This window comes from Micromonospora sp. CA-259024, from assembly GCF_050936255.1.
In the GTDB taxonomy this organism is placed as follows: Bacteria; Actinomycetota; Actinomycetes; order Mycobacteriales; family Micromonosporaceae; genus Micromonospora.
Genome location: NZ_JBNJND010000001.1, coordinates 1,440,018 through 1,461,584 on the forward strand (window position 1 = coordinate 1,440,018; position 21,567 = coordinate 1,461,584).

The 21,567-nt window shown below is 71.2% G+C and carries 22 protein-coding genes; 12 read left to right on the forward strand and 10 right to left on the reverse strand.

Translation table 11 applies throughout. The features are described from left to right. Positions 1 to 85 precede the first annotated feature (85 nt). Entirely contained in the window at positions 86 to 232 is a 147-nt protein-coding gene (locus ACQEUX_RS05875; protein ID WP_433042325.1) for a hypothetical protein, read from the forward strand. Beyond that, the gene (locus ACQEUX_RS05880; RefSeq protein WP_433042328.1) at positions 232 to 1,446 is read left to right on the forward strand and encodes a YeiH family protein; all 1,215 of its coding nucleotides are present in this window, start codon (positions 232 to 234) and stop codon (positions 1,444 to 1,446) included. Before ACQEUX_RS05875 ends, ACQEUX_RS05880 begins: the two co-directional genes overlap by 1 nt. Positions 1,447 to 1,552: 106 nt before the next feature. On the opposite strand, the gene ACQEUX_RS05885 is transcribed toward ACQEUX_RS05880, so the two are convergent. Then, positions 1,553 to 2,371, reverse strand: a complete 819-nt coding sequence (locus tag ACQEUX_RS05885) for a hypothetical protein (protein WP_433042331.1) — start codon at positions 2,369 to 2,371, stop codon at positions 1,553 to 1,555. Positions 2,372 to 2,750: 379 nt separating this feature from the next. On the opposite strand from ACQEUX_RS05885, the gene ACQEUX_RS05890 reads away from it, so the two are divergent. Together ACQEUX_RS05890 and ACQEUX_RS05895 are read left to right on the forward strand one after the other, a co-directional pair. Continuing rightward, a complete protein-coding gene (locus tag ACQEUX_RS05890) occupies positions 2,751 to 5,138 on the forward strand; it encodes a galactose-binding domain-containing protein (RefSeq protein ID WP_433042334.1) in 2,388 nt (795 codons plus the stop codon). Positions 5,139 to 5,245: 107 nt separating this feature from the next. Continuing rightward, on the forward strand, positions 5,246 to 5,488 hold the full coding sequence (locus ACQEUX_RS05895; RefSeq protein ID WP_433042337.1) for a hypothetical protein: 243 nt from the start codon (positions 5,246 to 5,248) through the stop codon (positions 5,486 to 5,488). A gap of 10 nt (positions 5,489 to 5,498) precedes the next feature. Here ACQEUX_RS05895 and ACQEUX_RS05900 read toward each other — a convergent pair whose 3' ends face one another. Then, positions 5,499 to 6,371 (reverse strand): metallophosphoesterase family protein, encoded by an 873-nt coding sequence (locus tag ACQEUX_RS05900; RefSeq protein ID WP_433042340.1) that lies wholly within the window; start codon positions 6,369 to 6,371, stop codon positions 5,499 to 5,501. Between the two features lie 140 nt (positions 6,372 to 6,511). Here ACQEUX_RS05900 and ACQEUX_RS05905 point away from each other — a divergent pair, with 140 nt between their 5' ends. Then, positions 6,512 to 7,363, forward strand: coding sequence for an alpha/beta fold hydrolase (locus ACQEUX_RS05905; RefSeq protein ID WP_433042343.1), 852 nt, complete (start codon positions 6,512 to 6,514; stop codon positions 7,361 to 7,363). Between the two features lie 82 nt (positions 7,364 to 7,445). Here the strand turns inward: ACQEUX_RS05905 and ACQEUX_RS05910 are convergent, their stop codons facing one another. The 4 genes from ACQEUX_RS05910 to ACQEUX_RS05925 all read right to left on the reverse strand — a co-directional run bounded on the left by ACQEUX_RS05910 (position 7,446) and on the right by ACQEUX_RS05925 (position 11,108). Then, on the reverse strand, positions 7,446 to 8,462 hold the full coding sequence (locus tag ACQEUX_RS05910) for a methyltransferase (RefSeq protein ID WP_433042346.1): 1,017 nt from the start codon (positions 8,460 to 8,462) through the stop codon (positions 7,446 to 7,448). Between the two features lie 134 nt (positions 8,463 to 8,596). Continuing rightward, positions 8,597 to 9,328, reverse strand: a complete 732-nt coding sequence (locus ACQEUX_RS05915) for an ABC transporter ATP-binding protein (protein WP_433042349.1) — start codon at positions 9,326 to 9,328, stop codon at positions 8,597 to 8,599. Then, positions 9,301 to 10,134: an ABC transporter permease gene (locus ACQEUX_RS05920; protein WP_433042352.1), complete on the reverse strand. Its 834-nt coding sequence runs from the start codon at positions 10,132 to 10,134 to the stop codon at positions 9,301 to 9,303. The genes ACQEUX_RS05915 and ACQEUX_RS05920 overlap by 28 nt, the downstream gene beginning before the upstream one ends. After that, on the reverse strand, positions 10,131 to 11,108 hold the full coding sequence (locus ACQEUX_RS05925) for an aliphatic sulfonate ABC transporter substrate-binding protein (protein ID WP_433042354.1): 978 nt from the start codon (positions 11,106 to 11,108) through the stop codon (positions 10,131 to 10,133). Before ACQEUX_RS05925 ends, ACQEUX_RS05920 begins: the two co-directional genes overlap by 4 nt. Positions 11,109 to 11,297: 189 nt before the next feature. Here ACQEUX_RS05925 and ACQEUX_RS05930 point away from each other — a divergent pair, with 189 nt between their 5' ends. After that, entirely contained in the window at positions 11,298 to 12,470 is a 1,173-nt protein-coding gene (locus tag ACQEUX_RS05930; RefSeq protein WP_433042357.1) for an LLM class flavin-dependent oxidoreductase, read from the forward strand. Between the two features lie 31 nt (positions 12,471 to 12,501). Here ACQEUX_RS05930 and ACQEUX_RS05935 read toward each other — a convergent pair whose 3' ends face one another. The 3 genes from ACQEUX_RS05935 to ACQEUX_RS05945 form a co-directional block, all read right to left on the reverse strand. Next, positions 12,502 to 12,906: a hypothetical protein gene (locus ACQEUX_RS05935; RefSeq protein ID WP_433042360.1), complete on the reverse strand. Its 405-nt coding sequence runs from the start codon at positions 12,904 to 12,906 to the stop codon at positions 12,502 to 12,504. Between the two features lie 220 nt (positions 12,907 to 13,126). Then, positions 13,127 to 14,002, reverse strand: coding sequence for an alpha/beta fold hydrolase (locus tag ACQEUX_RS05940; RefSeq protein WP_433042363.1), 876 nt, complete (start codon positions 14,000 to 14,002; stop codon positions 13,127 to 13,129). 87 nt (positions 14,003 to 14,089) lie between these two features. Next, entirely contained in the window at positions 14,090 to 15,124 is a 1,035-nt protein-coding gene (locus tag ACQEUX_RS05945) for a LacI family DNA-binding transcriptional regulator (protein ID WP_433042366.1), read from the reverse strand. Positions 15,125 to 15,256: 132 nt separating this feature from the next. Here ACQEUX_RS05945 and ACQEUX_RS05950 point away from each other — a divergent pair, with 132 nt between their 5' ends. From ACQEUX_RS05950 to ACQEUX_RS05975, 6 genes are all read left to right on the forward strand, one after another. Beyond that, positions 15,257 to 16,204 (forward strand): LamG-like jellyroll fold domain-containing protein, encoded by a 948-nt coding sequence (locus ACQEUX_RS05950; RefSeq protein ID WP_433042369.1) that lies wholly within the window; start codon positions 15,257 to 15,259, stop codon positions 16,202 to 16,204. 37 nt (positions 16,205 to 16,241) lie between these two features. After that, positions 16,242 to 18,344 (forward strand): PQQ-dependent sugar dehydrogenase, encoded by a 2,103-nt coding sequence (locus ACQEUX_RS05955; protein WP_433042372.1) that lies wholly within the window; start codon positions 16,242 to 16,244, stop codon positions 18,342 to 18,344. 124 nt (positions 18,345 to 18,468) lie between these two features. After that, the gene (locus ACQEUX_RS05960; RefSeq protein ID WP_433042375.1) at positions 18,469 to 18,939 is read left to right on the forward strand and encodes a molybdenum cofactor biosysynthesis protein; all 471 of its coding nucleotides are present in this window, start codon (positions 18,469 to 18,471) and stop codon (positions 18,937 to 18,939) included. Positions 18,940 to 19,031: 92 nt separating this feature from the next. After that, a complete protein-coding gene (locus tag ACQEUX_RS05965; protein WP_433042378.1) occupies positions 19,032 to 19,730 on the forward strand; it encodes a nucleotidyltransferase domain-containing protein in 699 nt (232 codons plus the stop codon). A gap of 20 nt (positions 19,731 to 19,750) precedes the next feature. Beyond that, positions 19,751 to 20,509 (forward strand): nucleotidyltransferase domain-containing protein, encoded by a 759-nt coding sequence (locus tag ACQEUX_RS05970; RefSeq protein ID WP_433049614.1) that lies wholly within the window; start codon positions 19,751 to 19,753, stop codon positions 20,507 to 20,509. 103 nt (positions 20,510 to 20,612) lie between these two features. Further along, positions 20,613 to 21,134, forward strand: a complete 522-nt coding sequence (locus ACQEUX_RS05975; protein ID WP_433042381.1) for an SUKH-4 family immunity protein — start codon at positions 20,613 to 20,615, stop codon at positions 21,132 to 21,134. 38 nt (positions 21,135 to 21,172) lie between these two features. On the opposite strand, the gene ACQEUX_RS05980 is transcribed toward ACQEUX_RS05975, so the two are convergent. Beyond that, the gene (locus ACQEUX_RS05980; RefSeq protein ID WP_433042384.1) at positions 21,173 to 21,550 is read right to left on the reverse strand and encodes a nuclear transport factor 2 family protein; all 378 of its coding nucleotides are present in this window, start codon (positions 21,548 to 21,550) and stop codon (positions 21,173 to 21,175) included. Positions 21,551 to 21,567 lie beyond the last annotated feature (17 nt).

Genomic DNA, 21,567 nt, shown 5'->3' on the forward strand with positions numbered 1-21,567 from the left:
GTTCCTCGAGGCCCTCGCCTGTGCGCGCCCCACCCCTCAACCGATCCGGCGCGGCCGGATCGGTTGCATCCCTGGGAGGTATGTCATGACCACCGATTCGTCACCGTCCACTCCACCGACAGCCGGGGAGTCGCGGCTCGCCTTCAACGAGGACTGGGTGGCGACCATCCTCGGTCTGGCCCTCCTCGCTCTGGTCCTGCTCGGTGCCATCCCCGCCGGGCTGGTGCCCTGATGACCACCGACGCCACCCGTACCGGCGATGAGCCCCGCACGGCCGACGTCCCCGGCGCTGCGCCCGGAGACGTCGTCGAGCCCGCCGATGGTGGGCCGCCGACCACCGTCGACCCCGCCGAGCCGACCGGCACGGCACGTGGCGCGTTCTGGGCCTGGACCGCACTCGGCCTGGTGATCGTGGTCGGTCTCGCCGCGCTCACCCGCTACCTGGAGCAGAACGTCCCCGAGTGGGCGGAGGGCACCGCCGCCGAGGACTTCGGGGCGGCGATCGAGTACCCGGTCTACGCCATCCTGCTCGGCCTGTTGGGCAACGTCGCCGTCACGCTGCTCGGGTGGCGGGACCGGATCGCCGCGGCCTTCCGGACCGAGTTCTTCATCAAGACCGGCCTGGTGCTGCTTGGCGCGTCGATCAACCTTGCCGTCATCGCCAGTGCCGCCGGGCCGGCGATCGCCCAGGCGGTCCTGCTGATCAGCGGGGTCTTCCTGTTCACCTGGTGGTTGGCCGGCAGGTTCGGCCTCGACGACAAGCTGCGGGCGCTGCTGGCCTCGGCGGTGTCGATCTGCGGGGTCAGCGCGGCGATCGCCGCCGCGGGCGCGGTGCGGGCGCGCCGCGAGCAGTTGGCCTACACGGCGAGCCTGGTCATCATCTTCGCCCTGCCGTCCATCTTCATCCTGCCCTGGCTCGCCGACGTGTTCGGGCTCTCCGACGCGGTCGCTGGCGCCTGGATCGGCGGCAACATCGACACCACCGCCGCGGTCACCGCCGCGGGGGCGCTCGCCGGTGAGGAGGCGCTCCAGATCGCCAGCATCGTCAAGGTCACCCAGAATGCCCTGATGGGTGTGGTCGCGGTCGCCCTCACCGCGTACTTCACGCTGCGTGTGGAGCGACAGCCCGGCGCGGCGCGGCCGGGCCTCGGGGAGTTGTGGCGGCGGTTCCCCAAGTTCGTCCTGGGGTTCATCGCCGCATCCGTCATCGCGACCTGGTACCTGGACGCGGCGGGCGCGGACGGCAAGGCCACCATCGCCATCGTCAACGACCTGCGCGTCTGGTTCCTGATCCTGGCCTTCGTCAGCATCGGCCTGGAGGTCCGGGTCGCGTCGCTGCGGGAGGCCGGTTGGCGACCGGTGGCGGTGTTCGCCAGCGCCACCGTGTTCAACCTGGCGCTGGCGCTGGGCCTGGCGTCGCTGCTGTTCCGCGATTTCGCGGCCTGACCGGCGGGCTGGGGACCGTACTTCAATGATGTGCCACACCGTGTGGAGAGGGTCAGGGCCGAGGGTCCGGACCCTCTCCACACTGGTTCAGCTCAAAGGGCGCGTGTCACGCGTCGAGCGCCGCGCGGGACCGGCGGAAGATCAGCCGTGCCGTTGTACCGGCGATGACCAGGGCGAGGCCGGTTCCGAGGAACCACCACAGGTCGCCAGCGCTGCCACCGGTGACGGGCAGGGTCGGGCTGTCCGTGGGGGCCGGCTGGGTCGGGTCGTCGGTGGGGGCCACTGTGGGCTGGGTCGGTGCCGGTGTGGGCTGCGTCGGTGTGGCGGTCGGCGTCGCCTGCAGCGGGCGTTCGCAGCGGGCCTCGGCCAGGATGACGGAGCCGACGGGGATGTCGAGCAGCGGTCCGCCCACGATGGTGCCGGTGAGCCTCAGGGTGGCCTGGACAGCGATGGCCGTGGCGCCGTCGGCGGTGGTCGTCTCCACGTTGGTGAGCGTGACGTTCAAGCTGGCGCCCGTCAGGCCGGCGACCGTGACGGCGGCGCTGGCGGTGACGCCCGGGGTGTTCGGCAGCAGCTCGACCGGCTCGCCGAACAATTCCAGCCCGACAAAGGTGGTGTCCGCGCTTTGGGCGCCGACCTGGGGGCAGGCCACCGCCGCGGTGATCACCTCGGCGTCGATCACCGACGTGCCGAGTACGCCGAGTGCGAGGTCGGCGATTTCGGCGCTGGCGGAGGACGCCGTGGCACCGCGAGTGGCACTGACCTCGACCACGGTGCCGGAGGCGGTGACGCCCACAGCACCGGGGATGGTGATCGCCAGGGCGGTGTCGCTGTCCGTGCCACCGCCCGCCGGGGCCGTGGCGGTGCCAATGACGGCACCAGCGGTGATGACCGGAACGCCAAGCACTGACGCGGACAGGTCCACCACAACTCCCCGGGCGCTCGCGTCGCCAGGTGCTGCGTGAGCGGGAGCTGTTCCGGACAGGACCATCACTCCCACGGCCGCCACCGCGATTGCTCCGGTAGCCGAAAGTCGCTGGGAAACTCTCACGTTGTCGCCTCTGATCAGTCAGTCCTTCCCGACCGTCGAGAAGGCGGTTCCGAGGCTATGTCCGATAAGGCGGCATTGTGCAGTATTGGGGGAATTCGACTGCTTGAATGGCGCTCGCGAATCGTCTTTCACTTCCTCGTCTCCTTCCGACATGTTGACGAAAAATTTCATCGATCAGTCTCACTATTGCGGCGTGGTGTTCACTGCTGCCACGATGACCGTCAATGCCTTCCGTCCCGAAGGAGTGGTCGTCATGGCGGTGTCCCGCCGCAGGTTCGTCACGTCGGTGATGGCGGGGTCCGCCCTCGCCGCCGCCTCCACCACCGAGTTGCTCACCACCCTGGCCAGCCCCGCGCACGCCGCCAGTCCCCCCGGGGACGTGGTCGGCAAGGTGACGGTCGGCTACCAGGGCTGGTTCAGCGCCCCCGGCGACGGGGCGCCGATCGGCGGGTGGTGGCACTGGAGCCGTGACCGGTTCCAGCCGCCGTCGCCCGCCAACACCACGATCGTGTCCTGGCCGGACATGCGCGAGTACACGCGCAGCTATCCGACCGCCTACCCCAACCTCGGCAACGGCACGCCCGCCACCCTCTTCTCCTCGTACGACCAGCAGACGGTGGACACCCACTTCCGGTGGATGCAGGAGTACGGCTGCGACACCGCCGCCCTGCAGCGGTTCAACCCGATGGGCGACGAGGGCCCGACCCGCGACGCGATGGCACAGAAGGTCCGCTCCGCCGCCGAGCGCTACGGCCGCAAGTTCTACATCATGTACGACGTCACCGACTGGTTGACCTTCCAGTCGGAGATCAAGACCGACTGGACGACGAAGATGTCGGCGCACGTCGCGTCCTCCGCGTACGCCCGGCAGAACGGCAAGCCGGTCGTCTGCATCTGGGGCTTCGGCTTCAGCGAACCCAGCCGGCCCTTCACCCCGGGGCCCTGCCTGGAGGTCATCAACTGGTTCAAGGCACAGGGCTGCTACGTCATCGGTGGTGTGCCCACCTGGTGGCGGCAGGGCATCGAGGACTCCCGCCCCGGCTTCCTCGACGTCTACCACGCGTTCAACATGATCTCGCCGTGGATGGTCTACCGGACCACCACCCTGGAGGGGCTCGACTCGTACTACAACAACGTCAACATCGGGGACATGGCCGACTGCGTGGCGCACGGCATCGACTACCAGCCCTGCGTGATGCCCGGTGACCTCGCCGGGGGTCACCGCCGGCACGGCGACTTCTACTGGCGGCACATCTACAACATGGTCCGGCTCGGCTCCCAGGGCCTGTACGTGTCCATGTTCGACGAGTACAACGAGGGCAACCAGATCGCCAAGACCTCCGAGACCCAGGCGACAACCCCGGCCGGCGCCAACATCCGGGCACTGGACGAGGACGGCGTGGCCTGCTCCTCCGACTACTACCTGCGGATCACCGCCGACGGCGGCCGGATGCTCAAGGGGCAGCTCGCGCTCACGCCGGTCCGTCCCACGCCCCCGATGGTCGGCGAGCCTCCGCCGACCGGCGGCGACCTCGCGGCGGGCAAGCCGACCTCGGCGAGCAGCCAGGGCACCGGGTTCCCGGCCGGGAACGCGGTGGACACGAACGTCGGCAGCTACTGGGAGAGCGCGAACGGCGCGTTCCCGCAGTGGTGGCAGGTCGACCTCGGCTCCAGCCACCCGGTCAACCGACTCGTGCTGCGGCTACCTGCCGGCTGGGGGGCCCGCACCCAGACCATCACCGTGCAGGGCAGCGTCGACGGCGCCTCCTTCACCACCATCACCCCGGCCGCCGGGTTCGCCTTCGACCCGGCGACCGGCAACACCGTCACCCGCACGCTGCCGACCACCACGGCCCGCCACATCCGTCTGAGCATCGGCGGCAACACCGGCTGGCCGGCCGCCCAACTCGCCCAGGTCCAGGTGTACGCCGGGACCACCGTCCCGGACAACCCGCCGACCGCGCCGAGCGGGCTCACGGTGACCGGCCGAACGGCGACCAGTGTGTCGCTGGCGTGGACGGCCTCCACCGACGACATCGGGGTGACCGGTTACCAGGTGCGCCAGGGCGGCACGGTCGTCGCCACCGTCGCGGGCACCACGACGACCGTCAGTGGGCTCAGCCCGTCCACCGCGTACAGCTTCACGGTCACCGCGCGAGACGCCGCGGGCAACACCTCCGCCGCGTCCAACACGGTCACGGTGACCACGGACGCCCCGGCCAACGCGGATCTCGCCCGGGGCCGACCCACCACGGCGAGCAGCCACACGCAGAGCTACGCGTCGGGCAACGTGGTCGACGGTGACCCCAACAGCTACTGGGAGAGCGCCAACAACGCGTTCCCGCAGTGGGTCCAGGTCGACCTCGGCGCGTCCCGCACCGTCGGGCGGGTGGTGCTCAGACTGCCCCCGGCCACGGCCTGGGCCACCCGGACGCAGACCCTCGCGGTGCAGGGCAGCGCCGACGGGGGCAGCTTCGGCACGCTGGTCACGTCGGCGGGGCGCACCTTCGACCCGGCCACCGGTAACCAGGTGGCGATCACCTTCACCGCCGCGCAGACCCGCTACCTGCGGATCTCCGTCACCGGCAACACCGGCTGGCCGGCTGGGCAACTGTCGGCGCTGGAGGTCTACCAGAGCTGACCCGCGACCGGGCGGCCGCCGGGGGACCGGTGGCCGCCCCGCCCGCGGCTCGCCGCCGCCGGGAAGGGCTGCGAGATCTCCAGAAGGAGCATGACGACCGTACGAAGGTGTTGCTCACGGCCTGGCCGAGCGACCATTCCAGCATTCGGTCATCGCCTCCCGATTGTTGGGAAAAGGGCGATGATCGACTCCGTTTTGGCGACATCGGGGTGTCCAAGCCGATGGAACACCCCGATATCGCCAAACCCGTGTTGATCTCGGTGGACACCGTGATCACCGAGGTCGCCCGGGGTCACCCGCCGCCGGCCCGTGTGGCGCGACTGGCGACGTCGGTCGGCCTCATCCGCTGACCGTCGGCGGCTAACCGGAGAGCCGGCTGTCAGCCATCCGGCGTACGTCATCGGCGGGGTGGACGGTGCGGATCGGGCGGGGCACCGGCCCACGCCGCTGCCACTCGCGCGGGTAGCCGAGGGAGACCTCCTCGAAACGCACCCCGTCGTGGAACGTGGTGCGGGGGATGTGCAGGTGCCCGTACACCACGGTGGCCGCCCCGAAGCGCAGGTGCCAGTCGCGGGTGCGGACGGTGCCGCACCACTGGGCGAACAGCGGGTACCGCAGGATGTCGGTGGGCGCCCGCACCAGCGGGTAGTGGTTGACCAGCACGGTCGGCAGCGAAGGGTCGCGCTCGTCCAGCCGGCGTTCGGTCTCAGCGACCCGGGCGGCGCACCACGCCTCCCGGCTCGGATGCGGGTCGGGGTGCAGCAGCATCTCGTCCGTGCACACCACACCGGCCTCGTACGCCAGGTCCAACGACTCCTGCCGGGTGCGCGCCTCGGGCACCCGGAACGTGTAGTCGTAGAGCACGAAGAGCGGGGCGATCGTCGCCGGCCCGCCGTCCCCGTCCCACACCGGGTACGGATCCTCCGGGGTGACGACCCCCAACCGCCGGCACAGCCGGACCAACTCGCGGTAACGCTCCTCGCCGCGCAGCCGCACCGGGTCGCCGGGCGGCGTCCACAGCTCGTGGTTGCCCGGCGCCCAGACAACCCGCGCGAACCGACTGCTCAGCAGCCGGAGCGCCCACTCGATGTCGGCGTACCGGTCGGCCACGTCGCCGGCGACGAGCAGCCAGTCGCCGTCGTTCTCCGGACGCAGTCCTTCGACGAACGAGCGGTTCTCCGGGTGACCGACGTGCAGGTCGCTGACGGCCCGCAACCGAGGTGGGGAATTCACGCCCCGAGGTTAGGCCGGCACGGGCAGGTCGGGGAACCCCTGTTCCTGCCGTTTCCGGACGATCTGACGGCCGGCATATCCGTCGACTGGGTGGGAAAGCGCTGGCGTCCGACAGCCCGATACCGGAGCAGGAGACGAACATGCCTTTCATCACCGTGGGGACGGAAAACTCCGCGCCCATCGACCTGTACTACGAGGATCACGGATCCGGTAAGCCGGTGGTGCTGATCCACGGATTCCCGTTCAACGGGGCGACCTGGGAGAAGTCGACCACCGCGCTGCTGAACGCCGGATACCGGACGATCACCTACGACCGGCGCGGTTTCGGTAACTCGGCCCAACCGGCTTTCGGATACGACTACAACACGTTCGCCGCGGACCTCGACGTGCTGATGACCGAGCTGGACCTGAACGACGTGACTCTGATCGGTCACTCGATGGGCACCGGCGAGGTGATCCGCTACCTGGGCAACTACGGCTCGCGGCGGGTGAGCCGGGCCGTGGTGGTCAGCCCGCTGCAACCCATGCTGGCCAAGGCCAAGGACAACCCGGAGGGCGTCGACACGAGCCTCTTCAAGGGTTTCCAGCAGGCGATCATCAAGGACCGCTTCGCCTACCTGACCCAGTTCTGCGACGCGTTCTTCAACTACAGCGAGAACAAGGGCAAGCTGGTCAGCGAGGAGGCGTACCGGGCGCACTGGCAGATCGGTGCGATGGCCTCCGCCAAGGGCACCCATGACAGCGTGGACGCCTGGCAGGAGGACTTCCGTCCCGACCTGCCGAAGATCGACGTGCCGTTGCTGATCGTGCAGGGCGACAAGGACAACGTGTTGCCCTACCCGGTGACCGGCCAGCGGCTCGCGCCGATGATGCCGACCGCCCAACTCGTCACGCTCAAGGGCGCGCCGCACGGTCTCCCGTGGACCAACGCCGACGACATCAACAAGGCGATAATGGACTTCATGAAGCAGCCGGCGAAGGCTCGCGCCTGACCCGTACCGGTAGCCGATCGGACACCAGTGCCGCGAGGACGCTACGACACCCGGCCCCTGCGGGGCCGGGTGTCGTGGGTGGTCAGGGCCGGCGGGCCACCACCGCGCCGTTGGCACCGGGAGCGTCGAACGGCACGGTGCGGACGTCCACGAACCCGACGTCGGTGAGCCAGGCGGCGTACTCGGCGCCCGAGTAGTTCCGGCCTCCCTCGGTCTCGACCAGCATGTTCATGCCCATTAGCGCCGCCTCCGGCGGCCCGGTGCGCTCATCGTTGAGCAGCAGCTCGCAGACGACGATCGCCCCACCCGGCGGCAGCGCCGCGTGGCAGCGGGCCAGTAGGGCCCGGTTCGTGGGCTCGTCCCAGTCGTGCAGGATCATGCTGAGCAGGATGACGTCGTGCCCGTCCGGCAGCGCCGGGTCGACGAGGAAGTCACCCCCGACCGTGCCGATCCGCCCGGTCATCCCGGCCTCCGCGATCCGCTCCTCGGCCCGTACACAGACATGCGGGAGGTCCAGGACGGTCGCCCGCAGGTCGGGCAGGCGACGGCAGAACTCGATCGGGAACGCGCCCGCCCCGCCGCCCACGTCGAGCAGGCGCCGATGTGCGGAGAAGTCGTACGCGTCGGCCAACGCGCTGGCCGTGAAGCTGGACGTGGAGTACATGGCGTCCCAGAACTGGGCAAGCATCTCCGGATCGGTGGTGTCGAACATCGACTGTTGGGCCTGCGGGTCCCAGGTCAGTGGCCGGTCGGTGCGCAGAGCCTCGCCGATGCGGTGCCACGGCAGGTAGGTGCGCAGGTCGGAGTAGCGGACCTGGGCCCCGAAGTAGTACGGGCCTCCCTCGACCAGGAAATGCTCGGCCAGCTCGGAGTTGCGGTACCCGTCACCGGCCTTCTCCAGCAGGCCGAGCGAGGCGCTCGCGGACAGCAGCAGGTCCGCCGGGCGATCGGCCAGGCCGAACTCGACGGCGGCCTGCTCGACCGTGAGCGTTCGGCCTCCGGCGAGGCGGGTGAACAGGCCGAGCTCGACGCCGACCGCGAGGGTCTTGAACCCCCACACGCCGGCCACCAGGCGCATGAGGGGAGTCGGGGTGATCATGGCGACATGAGATCACAGATACCGTCCCTCCACTATGGTCGCGACCGGTGATCACGCCCGGATCAGCGTCACCAGCCCGGCCGCGACCAGCACGCCGGCCCAGAGGGGCAAGCGGGTCATCGGGTCTCCGCTCGTCAGGTGGTGGGAACGCCGAGTCGGTCGAGGAGGTGCCGGCGCAGCGCGCCGAAGGCCGGGTCGTCCGGTGTGCGGGTGGGGGCCAGGTCGACCGGCAGGTCCGCGGCGATGCGGCCCGCGTCGAGGAGCAGGATCCGATCGGCGAGCAGCAGCGCCTCCTCCACGTCGTGGGTGACCAGCAACGCGGCGAAGCCGTGCTCGGCGCGTAGCCGACGCAGCAGGACCTGCATTCGCAGTCGGGTCAGCGCGTCCAGGGCGCCGAACGGCTCGTCGAGCAGCAGCAGGTCCGGCTCGCGGACCAGGGCTCGCGCGACGGCCACCCGTTGCGCCTGACCGCCGGACAGCTCGGCCGGCCAGGCGCGGTGGCGGTCGGCGAGCCCGACCTCGGCCAGTGCGCGCTGGATCCGCCGGTCGGTGTCCGCTCCGGACAGCCCGAGCCCGACGTTGGGCGCCACCCGCTTCCAGGGCAGCAACCGGTGCTCCTGAAAAACCACGGCGGCGGTGCCGTGCACGACGATCTCACCGCTGGCCTCGCCGTCCAGCCCGGCGAGAATCCGCAGGAGGGTGCTCTTGCCGGAACCGCTGCCGCCCAGCAGGGCGACCACCTCGCCCCGCGCGATGGTCAGGTCGACCCCGGCCAGCACGACCGTCGGCCCGAACGCCCGGTGCACCGCGTGGGCGGTCAGCACCGGCGTCGTGCCGGTCACGTGGCCCGCAGTCCGCGACGCCATGTCAACATCCTCCTCTCCAGGACGCGCAGTGCAAGGTCGGACAGCAGCCCGAGCAGCGCGTAGACGAGCAGGCCGAGCACCACCACGTCGGTCTGGCTGAACTCCCGTGCCTCCATCATCAGAAAGCCGATCCCGGTCTGGGCGTTGACCTGCTCGCCGACGACCAGGCTGAGCCAGGCCGCGCCGATCGCCAGTCGGAGGCCGAGGAAGAGTGCGGGCAGCGCGCCGGGCAGCACCACGTGACGCAGTCGGGCTGCCTGCCCCAACCCGCAGGTGCGGGCCGCTTCCACGAGCCGTTCGTCGATGTCCCGGATGCCGGCGTAGGTGTTGAAGTAGATCGGAAAGAACGCACCCAGAGCCACCAGGCTGATCTTGAGCGATTCGCCGATGCCGACCCAGATGATCAGCAACGGGACCAGGCCCAGGTGCGGCAGCATCCGGGCCATCTGCACCGGGGGGTCGACCAGGTCGTCGCCGAGCCGCAGCAGCCCCGCGACTGTGCCCAGGATCAGCGCCAGGAGACCACCGATCAGCAGTCCGGCTGCGGCGCGGGTGAGGGAGTCCAGCAGATGGATGGCGAGCGTCCCGTCACGGGCCAGCCGCCAGCCCGCGGCGAGCACGTCGCTGGGTGCGGGCAGCTTCTCCGGCGGCAGCAGCCCGGTGCGGGCGGCCAGTTCCCAACCCAGCACCAGGGCGACCGGGCTGGCCAGCCGTCGCCACCGCCTCGCCGGCCGCCGGGATCGGGGTGCGACCGGCGTGGGCGCCGAGACCTCGGCGGGCGCCTCGGTGAGCGTCGTACGGCTCACTGGAAGACCTCACTGAACCGGTCGTCGATGCGGGAGCGGATGTCGACCGGGCCCGGAATGAGGTCCAGGGCGATGAAGCTGTCGGTGATCGCCTGGAGTTCGTCGCCGACGGCGGGGGTGACCGGGGCGAGTGGCTTGGCGCTGCGGGCCAGGGCGCGACCGGTGACGTCCTGCGGGATCTTCAGCTCCGGCGCGAGCGTGCTGGCCCGCTCCTCCGGGTGGGCGATGCCCCAGTCGGTCACCTCGCGGTACCGCTGGAGGAACGCCCGGATCTCGTCCGGTCGCTGGGCAACGGCGTCGGGAGCGGCCAGGACGTACTCGCGGTTGCTGGCCAGGCCCGTGGCGTCGGCGAGCACCTGGACCCCCGGCTGCTCGGCCAGGGCGAAGTACGGGTCCCAGATCACCCAGGCGTCCACCTGCCCGCTGTCGAACGCGGGCCGCCCCTCGGCGGGCTTGAGGTACTTGACCTGGATGTCCCTCAGGGTCATCTGGTTCGCTTCGAGCAGCCGGACCAGCAGCCAGTGCACGTTGGAGCCCTTGTTGAGGGCGATCGTCCTGCCCTTCAGGTCGGCGAAGCTGCGATAGCCGCGGTCGGCCCGGACCAGCACGGCCTCACCCTGCGGGATCGGCGCCGAGGTCCCGATGATGGAGAACGGGATCTTCCCGGCCGCGGCGAAGACGGGTGGCGCTTCGCCGACCTGTCCGATGTCGATGGACCCCGCCTTGAGCGCCTCGGTGAGCGCCGGACCGCTCTCGAACAGCGACCACTCGATGCCCGGCGTCGCACCGCGTGCCTTGACCAGGCTCAGGCCACCGAAGCGCTGGTAGCCGACCCGGAGCGTCTTCGCGTCGCCACCGGCGTCGGCGGGCCCGCCGCACGCGCTCAACCCGGCCGTGGCGAGCAGTGCCACGGTGGTGAGCGCGGCCGTCAGCAGGCGGCGATGCGGGGGACGGCTCGTCGGCGGGATACGCATGGCGGCTCCTCGGGTTGGGCATGCGGGTCGGGGCGCATCGACGGATGTCGGCACCGCAGACGGTAGCCTACTAACCCGATAGGTTTTATGGGTAGGCTGTCGGCGGGATCGTCCCACCCCTCAGGAGGTGCCCGCTCGCCGCGCGCACCGCTGCCGCACCCCGCCCCCGCACTCGAGGAAAGAGCCGAGATGAGCCTCACCTTCCACTGGTTCCTGCCCACCAACGGCGACAGCCGCGACGTCGTCGGCGGCGGACACGGCGTACCGACCGGGGCTGCCGGAGGCGCCCGCCCGGCCAGCGTGGCCTACCTGGGGCAGATCGCCCGCACGGCGGAGCAACTCGGGTTCGTCGGCGCGCTCACCCCGACGGGCGCCTGGTGCGAGGACGCCTGGCTGAGCACGGCGATGCTCACCGAGGTGACCGAGCGCCTCAAGTTCCTGGTCGCCTTCCGGCCGGGACTGCTGGCACCCACGCTGGCCGCCCAGATGGCCTCGACCTTCCAGCGGCTGTCCCGGGGCCGACTGCTGCTGAACGTGGTCACCGGCGGCGAGTCGCAGGAGCAGCGGGCCTACGGCGACTTTCTGGACAAGGACGCCCGGTACGCCCGGTGCGACGAGTTCCTGCACGTGGTGCGTGCGCTGTGGCGGGGAGAGACGGTCGACCACGCCGGCACCCACGTACGCGTCGAGCAGGCGCGGCTGCACCGCCTGCCCGACCCGGTTCCGCCGGTCTACTTCGGCGGCTCCTCCTCTGCCGCCCTGCCGGTGGCGGTGCGGCACAGCGACGTCTACCTCACCTGGGGGGAGCCACCGGCCCTGGTCGCCGCCAAACTGGAGCGAGTCCGGGCGCTGGCTGCCGCCGCCGGGCGCGAGTTGCGCTTCGGCATCCGGTTGCACGTGATCGTCCGGGACACCGCCGAGCAGGCCTGGGCGCAGGCCCAGCGTCTGCTCGACGGGATCTCCGAGGCCGACATCCGGTCGGTGCAGGAAGGTCTACGCCGCAGCGAGTCCGAGGGGCAGCGCCGGATGCTCGACCTGCACGGCGGATCCCGTGACGGCCTGGAGGTCGCACCCAACCTGTGGGCCGGGGTCGGACTGGTCCGCGGCGGTGCCGGCACCGCGCTCGTGGGCAGCCACACCGAGGTCGCCGACCGGATCGCCGAGTATCACGCGCTCGGCATCGACGAGTTCATCCTCTCCGGCTATCCGCACCTGGAGGAGGCGTACTGGTTCGGAGAGGGCGTGCTGCCGATCCTGCGTGACCGAGGGCTGTGGCGGCACCCCGACAGCGAGGGGCGGCCGACGGCACACGTCGACATCCCCTTCGCCGGGCGGCCGGCACCGGTTCCCGCCGTCCGCTGACCGGGGCGCCCCCGACGATCGGGTACCGCGACTAGCTGGGGCGGTCGGCCGGGCGACGGCTGAGCCGCCGCGCCGAGAGGCTCACCACCGTGCTGCCGACCGCCACCCCGAGCAGCACCAGGAAGGCTCCGACCAGCCACAACCCGCTGTCGTCGGTGGACGCCGCCTGCCAGGTCCAGGCCGCCGTGAAGGCCACCGTCATCACCGGCGCCACCAGCCACGGGCTGAGTCGCGTACCGGCGAGCGCGGCCAGCAGTACGAGCGTCAGCACGCAGCCGACCACCTGCCACGGCTCGTACGGCCCGCTGGTCGCGCCGGTCTCCGGGTCGACCTGGTGCTCGGTGTCCCGGCCCAGCCAGAGCAACCACACCCCGACCGTTGCCGCCGCCAGGAACAGAGCACCGAGCAGTGCGCGCCTACCCCTCGTCGCCGTCATGCGGCGATCATGCCCCGCGCGGAACGGAAGCGGAATGAGCACCGGTACCCAGATGCGGGCCGGGGCGGCATGCTCACCCGTGGCCAGGGTGTCTTTTCGGCCTCGGCGGCTACGCGATGGCCATGCACCTCAAGCTCGCCGACGCGGCCCGGGTGGGATGCCCGACGTCGAGCAGCACCTGGTCTGAGCGGCCCTGGCCGTGTGAGGTGCCGGCTTCGGCTCAGGGTTGTACGCGGGTGAGGAAGTCGCGGACCAGCCGTACCACCTCGTCGAGGTGCGTCTCGAGCAGCCAGTGCCCGCCGTCGAGCAGGTGCAGGTCGGCGTCGGGGAGGTCGCGCAGATAGGCGCGGGCGGCGCCCTCCGGCATGTACCCGTCGTGCGGTCCCCACACGATCAGGGTGGGCGGCCGGTGGGTCCGCAGGTACTCCTGCTGCCGGGGGAACCAGGCGACGGTGCTGCCCTGGTCGCTGAGGAGCCGTAGCCAGGCGTCGCGCCGCCGTGGATCCGCGACCAGCGCGCCGGAGAGTCGCCACAGGTCGGGGCTCACCCGGTCGGTCAGCCGGTCCGGCAGCTCACCCAGGAACTCGCGCCGGAAGCCCTCCTCGCTGATCGCGGCGGCCAACCGCGCCCGCCCCTCGTCGGTCGGGTCGCGCCAGTACTCCTTCAGCGGTTCGTACTTGGGTCCGTGCTGGTCGGGGTAGATGTCGCCGTTCTGGATGACGAGACCGGCGACCCGCTGCGGCGCGGCCATCGCCAGGCGCAAGCCGAACTGGCTGCCGTAGTCCTGGAGGTAGATCACGTAGCGGGTCAGCCCCAGCGTCTCCACGAAGCGCTGGAGCAGGCCCGTGTGGGCGTCGAAGGTGTACGCGTACCGGCCGGGATCGGGCAGGTCGCTGTAGCCGAAGCCGGGGTAGTCGGGCGCGATGGCACGCCAGCGGTCGGCCAGCGCGGGCAGCAGGTGACGGAACTGGAACGACGACGACGGGTAGCCGTGTGGCAGCAGCACCACCGGGGCGTCGGCGGGGCCGGCCTCCCGGTAGAAGATCGTGATGCCGTCGACCTCGACCGTCCGGTGCCGTACAGCGATGTCCGCCATAGCCTCTCCTGACCGGTCACGGGGTGGCGTGGACCCCTCGACGGTGCCAGAACCCGAGCCGTCGCGGTGCGGCATTGCCGCTGCCGGTCAGGTTTGCGGCGCGGGTCCGGTCGAGTCGCGGACGACCAGCAGGTGCCCGGTGGCGCGACGGCGCGGACGCGTCGAGCGTGGCTTGAGCGCGAGGGTGAGCGCGGTGCGGCCCATCTCGGTCATCGGCAGCCGGATGGTGGTGAGGCTGGGTGCGAGGTCGGCCGCCACCGAGACGTCGTCGAAGCCGACGACGGACATCCGCGCGGGCACCGGCACGTGGCGGGACCGCAGCGTCGACAGCACGCCCATCGCCATCGCGTCGTTGAGCGCGACGATCGCGGTCGTGTCCGGATGCTCGTTGAGAATCTGCTCGGTGGCCGCCCGCCCACCGCCGCGCGTGAAGTCGCTGTGCACGACGGTGAGGTCGGTGGCGGACAGCCCGCGGTGCCGCAGTGCCGACGACACACCCGCCAGCCGGTCGGCGACCGTGGTGAGACCTGCGCTGCCCGCGGCGACCGCGATCCGCCGGTGGCCGAGATCCATCAGGTGCTGGGCGAGCGCGTGGCCGCCGGCCTCGTTGTCGGGCAGGACGGCGTCGATGCCGAGCGCGTGCCGTCCGATGGCCGCGGCCCGCCCGCCGTGGTCCTGGAATGTGGCCAGCTCGGCACGGGCTGCCGCCTCCACCTGTGGGTCGTCGTAGCCCGAACCGCTGATCAGGACGATGCCGACCCGCTGGGCGATCAGATGCCGCAGCTGTTGCAGCTCGTAGCCCGGGTCGCGGCCGGACTGGCAGATCTGCACCAGCAGCCCCTGTTCGGCGGCGAGCTGGATGACTCCGGCGGCGATCTCGGAGAAGTAGGGGTCGTCGACCTGATGGACGATCAGCCCCACCGTGGAGCTGGCCCCGCTGGCCAGGGTGCGGGCGTACGGGTTGGCGACGTATCCCAGCTCGCGGGCGATCTGCCGGATCCGGTCGGCGACCTCGGCGCTGACCCCCTCACGTCCGGCGAGGGCTCGGGAGGCGGTCGCCAGCGAGACGGCGGCCTGTTCGGCCACGTCCACGAGGCGCGGCCGCTGGCTGGCCCTGGGCATCCGCAACTCCCCGGAAACATCTATGTCACCTGATCTATTGCCAGTGACGTTCATCGAAGCCTAGGGTACGTAAGCGCTTACGTAAGCGCTTACGTGACCGGCACCGACGTGCCGCGAAACGAGGTGAACGCCATGTCCAGGGCCCGACGAGCCGCCGTCTCCCTCGTGGTGGTCGGCGCGCTGATCGGCGCCGGGTCGCCAGCGGCGCAGGCGGATCGGAACCGTGGGCACGATGTCCACCCCGCCCTGCGCGCGCACCTGGTCGCCGCGTACGACTTCGACCATCCGGTGCCGGGCGACCCCGCGCTCGAACGCGATCAGGGCCGCTCCGGCACCGAGATCGAGCTGGTCAACGGCGGTGCGGCCATGCGCGTGCCGGACCACGCGTACCGGGGCAGCGGCAACGCGGTGCAGACCCGGCAGGTCGATCCGACGGTCGCCGGCAACGACGACTGGAAGGCCGGCACCTGGTCGGCCAGCGGGGTCCGGACGCTGCGCGCCTTCAGCGCCACCGGGGGCGCCACCGTGATGGGCTGGTTCAAGCTGAACATGGACAGCCCGCTGCCCAACTCCACCACCGCCGACCCCGACGACCGGTACAACGCGATCGGTCTGGCCGGGGTGCTGACCGGCGACTCCGACGGCCACGGCGTCCGGGCACTGCTCGAGCTGATCGACGTCAACGGGGAGCTGCGCCTTGTCGCGCTCGGCCGGCGGCTCGACGGCGGCGACTCGCAGACCTTCGCCGCCCAGCGGGACTGGCGGGAGCTGCTGCCGGCGGGGGAGTGGGTGCACCTGACCGCCACCTTCGACTTCGGCACCGGCGCCCTCGCCCTCTACCGCAACGGTGTGCCGGTGGACGGCTTCTACACCCGCACCGACGACCCGTGGCTGGTGTCGGGGCCCGGCCCGCACCTGACCACGGCCTCCGACCCCCGGGGCATCAAGATCGGCGGGAGCTTCCCCCAGGACACGCTGGAGCGCAACCCGTGTGACTGCCGCATGGACGGCCTGATGTTCCTCGACAGCGTGGTCTCCGCGAGCGACGTACGGAGGCAGTACCGCCACCTGGCCCGCTGACCACCCTCGGCACCGTCCCACCGAGAAGGAGACAAGCGTGCTCACCCTCCACCGCCGCGCCCGCGGGATCCGCGGACCCGCGCTGACGGCCGGCCTCACCGCCCTCGTGCTGGTCCTGTCCACCCTGCTCGCGACGCCCGCCCGGGCCGCCGACGCGGTCGACGACCCGATCCCCGAGATGCCCGTCCAGTCCCGACTCGGGCTGGTCCTCAGCGAGTACGCCAGCTTCCCGCAGTCGTACCCCACCCCGGCCCCGACCGATGCGCGGCTCATGCGTACCGCGCGGATCAACACCATCATGGAGCTGCCCGACGGCTCCGGCCGACGCGCGGTGCCGGACCTGAACGGCAACCTCTACCTGGTCGAGGGCGGCATGCCGCACGTCTACCTCGACGTGGCGGCGACGTTCGCGCCACAGTTCTTCTCCGGCCGAGGTCTCGGGCAGGGCTTCGGGTACGTCGCCTTCCACCCGGAGTTCGGCGCGAACGGCCGGTTCTACACCATCCACACCGAGTTGGCGTCGACGACGACCAGCACACCGGACTACACCCAGCCCAACGCGCTCTTCCACGGTGTCATCACCGAGTGGACGGCGACCGACCCGGCCGCCGACACGTTCGCCGGTACGCGGCGCGAGGTCCTGCGCATCGGTTTCGGCGGCCAGGTGCACGGCATCCAGGAGATCAACTTCAACCCCACGGCCAAGCGCCACGACCGCGACTACGGCCTGCTGTACCTCGCGGTCGGCGACGGCGGCCAGGGCGCGCGCAACACCGACCCGCAGAACCTGGCCCTGCCACACGGCAAGCTGCTGCGCATCGACCCCCGGGGCACCAACTCGGCCAACGGGCGCTACGGCATCCCACCCAGCAACCCGTTCGTCGGTCAGACCGGCGCGCTCGGCGAGATCTACGCCGTCGGCTTCCGTGACCCGCACCGGTTCAGCTGGGACCGGGCAACCGGCCGGATGTACCTGGGGCACATCGGCGAGCACGCCGTCGAGGCGATCTACGAGGTCCGCGCCGGTGACAACTTCGGCTGGAGCGAACGCGAGGGATCCTTCGTCTTCGACAAGGCGGCGACGGACCCCTGCGACCGGCTGCGTCCGCTGCCCGCCGACGACGACCGGTACGGCTACACGTACCCCGTCGCCGCGTACGACCACGATCCCGCCGCGGACTGGAACTGCACCGCCGACGTCGGCGTCGCGGTGGCCGGCGGGTTCGTCTACCGCGGACGCGCCCTGCCCGCGCTGCGCGGCATGTACGTCTTCGGCGACCTGGTCGACGGCCGGGTGCTCTACACCGAGGCGAACGAGATGCGTCGTGGCCACGGCCTGGCCCCGATCCACCAGCTCGCGCTCTTCGACGCCGCAGGCGCTTCGGTGCGGATGCGGGACCTCTCCGGGCCTGGCGCTCCCGGCGACCCCAACCGGGTGGATCTGCGCTTCGGCACCGACGCCGCCGGTGAGCTCTACCTGGTCGCCAAGGCCAACGGGAAGGTCTGGAAGGTCACCGGCACGAGGGAGTTCGCCAGCGGCGACGTCGGGGACACCACCCTGCGCCGCACCGCCGGGGCGTCGAACTGGGCGCCGGTGATTCCGGCGAAGTGGCAGTTCACCCACGACCAGGTCATCCTCGCCGAGGCCGGAAGCAGCCGACCGGGTCCCCGCCGTCCGTTCGAGTACGCCGTGCTGACCGCCGGTCCGACGTGGTCGTCGGCCGAGATCGAGGCGCGGGTACGGCTCGACACCCCCGTCGAGGTGACCAACCGTGACGTGATCATCGTCTTCGGCTGGCGTTCGGACACGGAGTTCTACTACGCCCACCTCTCCACCGACAACACGATCTATCCGCACAACGGGATCTTCAAGGTCGACAACGCCGATCGGGAGCGCATCGACCACCAGTGGAACGGCCGGTCCCGCGGTGCCAACCCGGCGATCACCGATGCCAACTGGCATCGGGTCCGGGTGGTGCACCTGCCGGCCACCGGCGAGATCGCGGTCTACGTCGACGGGCACCGGGACCCGCTGATGACCGCGAAGGACACCACGTTCGGATCCGGGCGGGTGGGCTTCGGCTCGTTCGACAATGTGGGCCGCCTGCGGAACCTGACCGTGACCGGCACGCCGGCCTGAGCGCCGTCACGGTGGGGACGGCGGCACGACGGTCGCCGTCCCCACCGTGACCCGCGCCGCGACCCGGCGGCCCGGTCGGCCGACCGGGCCCGGAGGGGCCCGTCCGGTTCGTAGAATTCCTGCCATGCCGGAGATCGTCGAGTTGCTGGCCTCGCCCGTGCACCGCTTCCTGGGCCGGCCTGCCGACGGCCCGGCGCCGGCCCCGCCCGGTGAGCTGGTCGACGTGATCCGGATCCGGGCCGGCCTCGGCATCGTCGGCGACCGGTACTTCGGCCAGCAGGCGCACCGTGACGCCAGCGTCACCGTCATCGCCCAGGAGTCGTTGCCGGTCGGCATCGGCCTGGCGGAGGTCCGGCGCAACATCCTCACCACCGGGATCGCCGTGGACGACCTCATCGGCAGAGTGCTGGTCCTGGACTCCGGAGACGGCCCGGTCAGCCTGCGGGTCAACCGGGCGGCCCGGCCCTGCGCCTGGATGGACGTCACCGTCGGCCCCGGGGCGTGGAAGGCGTTGCGCACCACGGGTGGCATCCGCTGCACGCCACTCAACGACGGCACCCTGCGCGTCGGCCCGATCGACGCCGTCGTGAGCTGAGGAAACGACTCGACGGTAACGTCCCGAGGCAGGCATGGTGTGCACCGGACACCGCCCGGTTCGGCGGCCAACAGCGCGCGGGGGAGGCGGCGATGGAGCATGCGCTGACGGATCAGCTGGTCGACGACCGGACGATCCTGCAGGTGGTCGTGGGCTCCCGCGCGTTCGGGTTGTCCAGTGCGGCCTCGGACACCGACCGCCGCGGGGTGTACGCCCTGCCGGCCTCGGCGTTCTGGGGCCTGCGGAAACCCGCGTGGCATCACGACGGGCCGCTGCCCGAGCAGGTGCGGTGGGAGGTGGAACGGGTCTGCGTGCTCGGTTTGGCGGCGAACCCCACGGTCCTGGAGGTGCTGCACTCTCCGCTGGTCGAGACGTGCACTCCGCTGGGCGCGGAACTCCGGGCGCTGACGCCGGCCTTCCTGTCCCGGCGGGTCGCCGACACCTACCTGCGGTACGCCACCGCCCAGTTCGGCAAGGCCGAGCGCGGGATCGCCCGCTCCGGCGTTCCGGTGTGGCGGCACGTGATGCACCTGGTTCGGCTACTGACCGCCGGGGGTGACCTGGTCCGCACCGGCCGCCTGGTGCTGGACGTGGGTGCCGATCGGGACCGTCTGCTGGCGGTCAAGGCGGGTGAGGTGCCCTGGGACGAGGTCGTCGCCTGGCGCGACCGGCTGGTGAGCCGGATGACGGCGGACCTCGCCACCAGCCCGTTGCCCGACCGGCCCGACGAGGCGAGAGTCGAGCAGTGGCTGATCTCGGTTCGGGACCGCTCCGTGCGGTGCTCGGCGTGACCGCCTGGGAGGCGGCGGGCCTGCCGGCCCGTGTCGACCTGACGGGAATCGTCGCCGAGCAGCCGTACCCGCTGGTGTTCGCCACGGTCTCCGGTGCCCACCTGTACGGTTTCCCGTCCACCGACTCGGACGTGGACCTGCGCGGCACGCATCTGCTCCCGATGGAGGACGTGATCGGGTTGGGGCAGCCGGCCGAGACCCACACGGTCACGACCGACCGCGACGGTGTGGAGCTGGACCTGGTCACGCACGACCTGCGCAAGTTCGTGCGGCTGATGCTGCGGCGGAACGGCTACGTGCTCGAACAGCTGCTGTCACCGCTGGTGGTGCACACCACCGCGGTGCACGCGGCGCTGGTCGAGACGGCGCCGCTGGTGCTGACCCGGCACCATGCTCACCACTACCGCGGCTTCGCCGCCACCCAGCGCCGGCTGTTCGGCTCGACCGGCGAACTCAAACCGTTGCTGTACACCTTCCGGGCGCTGCTCACCGGCGTCCACCTGATGCGTACCGGTCGGATGCTGGCGCACCTGCCGAGCCTGCTGAACGCCGAACCGGCGCCGGCGTACCTGCCCGACCTGATCGCCGCGAAGCGGGCCGCCGAACACGGCGGGCTGGGCGATCTCGTCGCCGGCTCGGTTCTCGACCGTGACCTCGCCGAGTTGGCGTCACGACTCGACCAGGCGCAGCACGACACCCGGCTGCCCGAGCAACCCGCCGGATTGGCGCAGCTCAACGACCTGGTGGTGGCGGCCCGGCTGGCGGATTCGGTGAGGTGACGCCCACGTACGCCGGTGCGTGGTAGAACCTACACGCGCGTGCGCAGGTCACCGGCCAGTCCCAGGCCTCGCCGGACGGGACCTTCCGAACAGAGGTGGTGGATTGATCCCCGAGCTGCGGCAGCTCATTCAGGAGCTGAGGGCTGAGCTGGCCGATCAGCCGGCGAGCCTGGCGTACGCCGAGTTCGGCGATGGCGCGGCCATCGACGCCGTACCGGCGGGTCTTCCGGCCGACCTGCGGGACCTCCTGCTGGTTGCCGACGGGCTGCGCGCCGGCCGGGTCGAGCTGGCGTCCACGTCGACTCTCGCCGGGATCCAGTACCACCTCGACTACGCGCCGGACTTCTCGTCCATCCCGGAGGACCGGGCCGGCTGGCTGGTGGTCGGCACCCGCAGCGACGAGCCGCTCTTCATGGACCGTGGCACGGGTGCCGTCTGGTACTTCCCACCGAACGGCACGGAGTGGTTCATGTCCGACGCGTTCGAGGAGCTCGCCCCCGACATCGGATCCTTCGTGGACTACTACCTGCTCGGCCCGGGCTATGCCGAGCTGACCCCCGCGGACGACCGGTGGTTCGCGTTCCTCGATGAGCAGGGCCTGCTCGACGAGGACGACGAGCGCTGACCTGAGCCGGCCGCGACGGCGATCGCCCGGTGGGCCGGTCAGACCGGGCTGATGTGTGCGGCGAGGACCCGCCAGCCGTGCAGGTCGTCGTGGACCCAGGTACGGGTGTAGCGCAGGCGCGCCGCGAACGGTGCCCCCTCCAACACGCCGGCCACCCGGCCCAGGAAGAACGTCACTCCGGTCGCCCCGACGACGAGCAGGTCCAGCTCCTCCTCGACCAGCTCCTCCAGCACCGAGCGGCGGTCCCGGTGTGCGGCCAGATCATCCTGCTTGGTGTGCGGACGGCCGTCCGGGCCGATGGCGACCAACTGGTCGACGAGCAACTGGTCGAGGGCGGCGACGTCGCCGGCCCGCTGGGCGGCCTGCAGGGTGCGCTCGGCATCGAGCAGCTCTGCCTCGCGTTCGCTGTCCGGCATCGTGCCGTCCTCCCGAT